This is a genomic window from Actinoallomurus sp. NPDC052274 (assembly GCF_040679475.1).
Taxonomy (GTDB): domain Bacteria; phylum Actinomycetota; class Actinomycetes; order Streptosporangiales; family Streptosporangiaceae; genus Actinoallomurus; species Actinoallomurus liliacearum.
On sequence record NZ_JBFAUT010000044.1, the window covers coordinates 69,950 to 76,668 of the forward strand.

At 69.5% G+C, this 6,719-nt stretch carries 7 protein-coding genes and 1 pseudogene; 1 reads left to right on the top strand and 7 read right to left on the bottom strand.

Annotation, left to right across the window (positions count from 1 at the left end):
• Positions 1-113: 113 nt before the first annotated feature.
• Positions 114-785 carry an SDR family oxidoreductase gene (locus AB0K82_RS30750; RefSeq protein ID WP_364403786.1) on the bottom strand — a complete coding sequence of 224 codons (672 nt, stop codon included), beginning with the start codon at positions 783-785 and terminating at the stop codon, positions 114-116.
• 69 nt (positions 786-854) lie between these two features.
• On the opposite strand from AB0K82_RS30750, the gene AB0K82_RS30755 reads away from it, so the two are divergent.
• Positions 855-1,364: a MerR family transcriptional regulator gene (locus tag AB0K82_RS30755; RefSeq protein WP_364403787.1), complete on the top strand. Its 510-nt coding sequence runs from the start codon at positions 855-857 to the stop codon at positions 1,362-1,364.
• Between the two features lie 99 nt (positions 1,365-1,463).
• Here the strand turns inward: AB0K82_RS30755 and AB0K82_RS30760 are convergent, their stop codons facing one another.
• From AB0K82_RS30760 to AB0K82_RS30785, 6 genes and pseudogenes are all read right to left on the bottom strand, one after another.
• Positions 1,464-2,807 carry a glycoside hydrolase family 6 protein gene (locus AB0K82_RS30760; RefSeq protein WP_364403789.1) on the bottom strand — a complete coding sequence of 448 codons (1,344 nt, stop codon included), beginning with the start codon at positions 2,805-2,807 and terminating at the stop codon, positions 1,464-1,466.
• 194 nt (positions 2,808-3,001) lie between these two features.
• Complete coding sequence (locus AB0K82_RS30765) at positions 3,002-3,820, bottom strand: methyltransferase domain-containing protein (RefSeq protein WP_364403791.1); 819 nt, start codon at positions 3,818-3,820, stop codon at positions 3,002-3,004.
• A gap of 161 nt (positions 3,821-3,981) precedes the next feature.
• Positions 3,982-4,629, bottom strand: coding sequence for an SRPBCC family protein (locus AB0K82_RS30770; protein ID WP_364403793.1), 648 nt, complete (start codon positions 4,627-4,629; stop codon positions 3,982-3,984).
• A complete protein-coding gene (locus tag AB0K82_RS30775; protein ID WP_364403795.1) occupies positions 4,626-4,994 on the bottom strand; it encodes a metalloregulator ArsR/SmtB family transcription factor in 369 nt (122 codons plus the stop codon). Before AB0K82_RS30775 ends, AB0K82_RS30770 begins: the two co-directional genes overlap by 4 nt.
• Before the next feature lie 45 nt (positions 4,995-5,039).
• Positions 5,040-6,098, bottom strand: a complete 1,059-nt coding sequence (locus AB0K82_RS30780) for a glycosyltransferase (RefSeq protein WP_364403797.1) — start codon at positions 6,096-6,098, stop codon at positions 5,040-5,042.
• A 143-nt stretch (positions 6,099-6,241) separates the two neighbouring features.
• A pseudogene (locus AB0K82_RS30785) lies at positions 6,242-6,719 on the bottom strand (type III PLP-dependent enzyme); the annotation flags it as partial.

Below are 6,719 nucleotides of genomic sequence, written 5' to 3' on the forward strand. Positions count from 1 at the left end.
CGCTGAAGCTTGAGCCTGCCGTAGCCCAGCTCACGCGGGCCGGGAACGCGCACGGCTCAGCTGGGTCGGCGCGCAGCGGATCGGCGCTCATGCGGCCCGACCGGCGGCCGGGACTACCAGGGGACGGTGCGGCCGAAGCGGTCGAGGAACCGTAGGCCGGGAGTCCCTTTCTGGGAGAGAATGACGTCGACCAGGTCGGGGATGGTCTCCTCGATGCTGAAGGGGGCGTCCGGGCCGCCGAGGTCCGTGCGGATCCATCCGGGCGCCATGACCAGCATCGTGCGTGATGGCTCGGGCTGCCGGGCCGCGAAGCTTCGCATGAACATGTTCAGCGCCGCCTTGCTGCCACGGTAGACCTCCCGCCTCCCGGTCTCGTTGTTGCTGATGCTGCCCTGCCCGGACGACATCGCGCCGATGAGGCCGGTGGCCGGGACCAGGTCCTGTAGTGACTCGATGACGCGCATCGGGCTGAGCGCGTTCGTGAGCATGACGCTCATGAACTCCTCGGTCGTCACGTCCCCGATCGTGATGTGCTCGTCGGACGTGGTGATTCCGGCGTTGACGAACAGGATGTCGAGCGTCCTGCCCGCCAGGCGGTCGCGCAGGGCCGCGATCTGTGCCGGCTCGTTGATGTCCAAAGCCTCGATCTCCACGCGGCCGTTGGCGGTCCCGGCCAGCTCATGGAGCTTGGTTCGCGTACCGGGCCGGACCGTGCCGATGACGTTCCAGCCCCTCTTGAGGAACTCCTCCGCAATGGCGTGCCCCAGCCCGCGTCCGGCCCCCACGATCAAGATCGTGGGGGTGGTTCGGGACGAATCAGGAGTAGACATGGCAGCGACGTTAGGATTTAGAGCGTGCTCGAAGTCAAGAGGCAGTCCGTGTCCGCGCCCGCCGGCCCCCGCAAGGGCGTCGGTGCCGTGCCCGCCGGCGGTGTGACCATCGCCGAGGCCGCCCGTCGCACCGGGGTCAGCGTGCACACCCTCCGGTATTACGAGCGCGCCGGCCTGGTCGTCAGTCCGGTCGACCGCACGAGCGGCGGCCGTCGCCGGTACCGGGAGCTCGACCTGAAGTGGATCGTGATCTGCACGAAGCTGCGGGCCACCGGCATGCCGATCAGGGGCATCCGCCGGTACGCCGAACTGGTCGCGGCCGGCCCGGGCAACGAGGCGGAACGGCTGGCCCTCCTGGAGGCCCACCGCGCCGACGTGCTCGCCAAGCTGGTGGAGATCCAGGAGAACCTGAAGCTCATCGACCACAAGATCGACACTTATCGGGGAAGCCTCGCCGCCGGTGACGCCGATCGCCTGTGGGCACCTGTCGGCACGGCCGGATTGGATCGTGGGAACACGGCTGTGAAGTCCTGACGCAGCCGCTGGTACGGCCGCGCACCCGGTTCTTGAGCGCGCGGTGCGGGCCCGACCGTCACCGACCTGCGATGCGGGATGGTCGGGCCCGCCCACCGTTCAGGACGCGGTGCAGGTGGGGGTGAGGGAGGAGGCGCCACCGGTGGCGGTGAAGCCGACCTGGGCGGCGGCTCCCGGCGCGAGCGTGCCGTTCCAGGACAGGTTGGTGATGGTGGCGGTGGATCCGCTGGTGGTGAGCGTGCCGTTCCAGAGCTGGCTGATCGAGACACCGGCCGGCAGCGAGAGGGTCAGTCTCCAGCCGTTGATCGCCGAGGTTCCGGCGGTGACGGAGATCTGACCTTGGAAGCCGCCCTGCCAGGAGCTCATCGTCTGGTAGATCGCCGTGCAGGTGCGGCCACCGGTCGGCGGGGTCGGCGTCGGCGTCGGCGTCGGACCGGGCGAGCTCGGCGGGTTGGGAGCCCCGTTGGCGAGGCTGTAGGCGAGATCGGGGACGAAGTTCCCGGCCGGGTAGGAGCAGCCGTCGGCCTCACCCGGTGGTTTCACCCACAGGTAACCGTCGACGTTCTGGTCGCCGGTGTCGAGGGTCGGGTAGGCGCCGATGCGGTGGTCGGTGTTGTCGTCGCCGCACCAGTCGCCCTGCGCGCCGACGGCACCGCCGTTACGGCTGGTGTCGATGATCTGGTGTTTCCCGGATATCCCCTGGGACTGCAGGTAGGAGATGATCGACCGGCCGTACGCCGCCTCGTTCGACAGCGGCTGGAAGTTCGACACGTTGGTGAAGAAGCCATCGGCGTACTGGACGCCTGCGGCTTTCAGGCGGCTGCCCTGCTCGGTGGCGGAGTTCCAGGCCGAGTGGCCGCCGTCGAGATACACCTTGGCGTTCGGATCGGCGTTCTTGATCTTCTGTATGGCCTGGGCGATCGCCTGGTCGCGGGCCGCGACGTCAGAGCCGCTCAGACAGGTCTGCAGGGCGAGCGCGTCGGTCTCCAGGATCACGATGACCGTCCGGTTGCCGATCCCCGGGGCGAAGTTCGAAATCCACTGCTGGTACTGGGTGTAGTCGGGGGCGCCACCGGCGCTCGCGCCACCGCAGTCGCGGTTGGGGATCTCGTACACCGAGAGCACGGGGATCTGGTTCGCGGAGTTCGCGGCGTTGACCACACCCGAGACCTCGGATGTCACCGTGCTCGGATTGAACGCCGACAGCCAGTGGGCCTGTGGCTGGCTGGCGATCTTGTCGCGGATGACGGGGGTGCGGGCGTCGTTGGGGTTGGCCTCGACCCAGCGGACGACCTGCGTGGTCGGGTCGCGATAGAGGGTGCCGGACAGCGTGCCGGCCCGGGCGTTTCCGGTGACCAGGCCGGCTGTTACGGCCGAGCAGGCGACGGCCGTCGTGGCGATGGCCGTTCTCCAGCGGCCGCCACGCCAAGGGTGAACGCGCATGACCCGTCCTTTCCGCAGCGGACTTCGGTGTGCTACCGCGTCGATGAACCGGAAGGGGGCGGAGGATCCCCGAGGTGCATGTTCCGGTCATCGTGTTGACGGCGGCCCCGAGGGTCAACCGAGTCGGCTGACGGGCCAGAGTTCGCGCAGGTCAGCGCGTACGAGGGTCGTGAAGCTTTCACAACCGACGAACCTCAGGCGCCGGGTGCTCGGGCGAAGGCCATGAGGTGTGAGCTGGCGGGGATGAGAGCCGGGTCGGACTCGGCGATCCGCGCCGCCACGAGGGCGGATGCCACGAGTGGTGAGCCGGTCAGCGAGGTGCCCGTGTGCACCGCGATCCCCTTGAGCGCGGCCCAGGTCGGCCCCTCGACTCCGTAGACCCGAACGTCCGTGAAACCGGCCTCGGCCACCTCCGTCTGCAATTCGGGCACGCTGTGGAAGTAGGCGGTGGTGAATCCGTGCTCCCTGCTGTGCCGGCCGGAGGCGAGGACCTTCCGCATGACCGGGGTCGCGGCCGGTGTGAGGCGGCCGGCCGCCGCCAGGTCGATGAGCTCCGCGTGCCTGCTGATCGCCGCCACCGCCAAGGGCGCGCCGGGGCGCAGGACCCGCCGCGCCTCACGAAGAGCCTGGACCCGGTCCGTACGCTCCTGCAGGTGATAGAGCGGGCCGAGCAGGAGAACGGCGTCGTAGGACTCGTCTTCGGCGCTGAGGGCACGGGCGTCGCCGAGTTCGGTGGTGCAGTCGCACGCGGTCCGGGCCTCGCACAGATGCCGCTCCACCGGGTCCACGAGGTGAACCTCGTAGCCGTCGGCGGCCAGCCAGCGTGCGTGCGTCCCCGGGCCGCCGCCGACGTCGAGCACCGACGCGGGCGGCGGAGGCAACTCCCTCCGGAGTAGTTCCTGCGTTCGGAGCAACTCCAGCTCGCCGTGGCCCGTGGAGGACAGCCGCGTGGCTTCGTCGATGGCCGACGAGTAGTAGTCGATGATCTCTGATCCGACCTGATGTCCCTTCATCGTCGGATTGTGCGGGCTCTCGGCGGCCGTCCGCATGCGATTTTTCCGTCGCTCTGTGGTCCAGGACTCTCCGGCACTTCACGAGCAGGGCCGATCGCTGCGACCGGCGGCGACTCCGCTGCCGCCGACGCGATGACGGCGTCGGCGGCCAGGGCGGGCGCTCAGGAATCGGCGGGCTGCGGCGGGATGGTGTAGGCGGCCGTCGTCCGGTCGGCCGCGGCGCGGGCCCAGGTCTCGTCGGCGCCCGCGGCGATGTTCACCTCGCACCAGCACTCGCTGCTGAGCGTCATGAACCGCCGGCCCTCCTCGGACCCGGCCCAGGCCATGGCCTGCTCCGGAGTGATGGCGTCGGGATCGGCGGAGAGATGTCCGGCCAGGCCCAGCAGGGCCCCGTCCCAGCCGACTCCCACCGCGCCCGGTCCGAACTGGTCCCAGTGGTCGTCGACGTGCGCGATGTGCTCGAGTTCGAAGCGGGTGCCGTCCTCGGACTCGGCGGTCAGCCGGACCTCGATCCAGCTGACCTGCCCGGCGAACTCCCACGTCGCCGTGAACGCCTTCGGCGGGTCGCAGTGCTCGATCGTGCCGCCGGCGTTTCCCTCGAGCTGGTACCGGCCGCCGAGGCGAAGATCGCCCGAGACGGGGAGGAACCACCGGGGGATGCGCTCGGGGTCGGTGCAGGCGTCCCACACGTCCTCGATCGGGGCGGCGTAGGTCTGGCTGATGGTGACGGTGCGCGCCTCGCCCGCCTCCATCATCCGGCTGCCGACCTTCCGGCGGACCGAGTTGATCTGGTGAGTGACGTCGATCATGGGTTCCCTTCTTCCGGGTCGGGCTCGGCCTCGGTCCGGCGGCGGCGCTCGCGCCTGCCGCGGGCGAGTTCTGTCGCCAGTGCGTCGAGGGGCGGCGCCCAGAAACGCCGGAACCGGTCGAGCCAGGCGTCGACCTCCTGGAGGGGGTCGGAGTTGACCGCGTAGAGGCGCCGGGTGCCGTCCGGGCGCACCGTGGCGAAGCCGGAGTCGCGCAGCACCTTGAGGTGCTGGGAGACCGCCGGCTGGGAGATGCCGAACTCCTCGCGGACCACGGCGCAGACCGCGCCGGACGTCATCTCCCCTTCGGCGAGCAGCTCGAGGATCCTGCGGCGAACGGGATCCCCGAGCACATCGAACGCGTGCACACCGCGAACATATCAGCGACAGCTTATATAAGTCCAGATCGATAGCTAGGCTCGGCCGCGCGCTTCCGCGACGGCGCGGACGGCGAACTCGCGATTGGCCCGGGTCTGCTTCCGGAAGGGGTCGGGAAGGTCGGGCATGGCCAGCAGCCGGTCGCAGGCCTCCAGCGAGCCCCGGAGGTCGCCGACCCAGTACGCGGCGATGGAGTACTCGAACAGCAGTCCCCAGGTGTAGACCCACGGCTGGACGAACAGCCAGTCGTCGGGCTCGCGGCGGTTCAGACCGGCGCGGGCGAAGGCGTACGCGGCCTGGTGGCGGCCCATCTCCCGGAGGCGCGAGGCCAGCTCGTAACACGCCTCCAGCCGTTGCGGCCGGTACTCCCACGCCCGCGTCAGGGTGTCCATGGCTCCGGGCCAGTCGCCGTTCTCGGCCCGGAGGACCCCGGCCTGGAGCAGGGAGTAGTAGACCTCCTCCGGCCAGTCGCCCATCCCCGCCCGCCGCTCGTAGAGGTCGAGCGCCTCCCGCGCGTCGCCCATGTCGCGCATGGTCTGCGCGAGATAGAAGACCGCGCGGGAATTGCCGGGATCGCGGTCGAGCTCCGCGCGGAGCAGGCGCGCGTCGCGCTCGAACTTGTCGCCGCGCGAACCGCCGTCGGCGAAATGGTCGATGATGAGGGCGTCGAGGTTGACGGGGCGGTCCCGATCGTCGGTGGTCAGGTATTCATGAGTCGAGCCCACATAACGCCACTTGATGTCGCCCCTGACGAGTCGCTTGATGCGATACTCCAGGTCGCCGGAATGGCGCAACATGTAGGAATCGGCGGTCAGTTCCGGAAGGTCGCCGTCTCGCCGTACGACCATGTCGGCGTCGATGAGGAGGAGATAGTCGGCCTTGCCGAACGCGTGCTGGATGTTCAGCGTGCGGTTGTGCCCGAAGTCGACCCAGTCCTCCTGGAGCAGCTCGCCGGGGACCCCCTCGAGCGTCTTCCGGATGAGCTCCTGCGTCCCGTCGGTCGACCCGGTGTCGGAGATGACCCAGTAGTCGACGAGGTCGTGTACGGAGCGAAGGCAGCGCTCGATGACCTTCGCCTCGTCTTTCACGATCATGCACAGGCATATCGACTGTTTCTTGTGGCTTGTCGTCCGGTGGCCGTTCGACGCCGTGGCCTGGTGCATTCTGCCCCCTTACGCGACAGTCTCCGTCGAATTTCGGGGGGCTCACTATGTCCCGAGGATATCTCCCGTCGCGATCAACAGTCGATGTAGCTGAAGCCAGGTTTCGGGTGCATGAGAAAGTCGTGGTGGGAGATGTTCCAGGCGTACGCGCCGGCGAGGGAGAATGCCACGACGTCGCCGACGGCGAGGCGGTCGACCGGCACCTGCCGGGCGAACACGTCCTTCGGCGTGCACAACTGCCCGACCAGCGTCACCGGACCGCTCGCCACCGGACCGCTCGCCACCGGACCGCTCGCCACCGGACCGCCGCCCGCCGGCAGGACCGTGAACGGCTGGTCATGGCCCTTCGTCACCGGGGTGCGCAGGTGGTGGGTGCCGCCGCGCAGCACGGCGTACCACTCGCCGTGCGTCCGCTTCAGGTCCAGCACGTCCGTGACGTACCACCCGCAGTAGGCGGTCACGGCGTCCGGGAGGTCGTCGGCCGCCGGGAGCTCACGCACCTGCCAGCCCGCCGACCGCAGGGCCTCGACGTACGCCTCGTGCTGCCGCGCG

Excerpts from the sequence above, each read along its gene's own strand:
- AB0K82_RS30760 (WP_364403789.1), bottom strand. The coding sequence starts at position 2,807 with ATGCGCGTTCACCCTTGGCGTGGCGGCCGCTGGAGAACGGCCATCGCC.
- AB0K82_RS30765 (WP_364403791.1), bottom strand. The coding sequence starts at position 3,820 with ATGAAGGGACATCAGGTCGGATCAGAGATCATCGACTACTACTCGTCG.
- AB0K82_RS30770 (WP_364403793.1), bottom strand. The coding sequence starts at position 4,629 with ATGATCGACGTCACTCACCAGATCAACTCGGTCCGCCGGAAGGTCGGC.
- AB0K82_RS30780 (WP_364403797.1), bottom strand. The coding sequence starts at position 6,098 with ATGATCGTGAAAGACGAGGCGAAGGTCATCGAGCGCTGCCTTCGCTCC.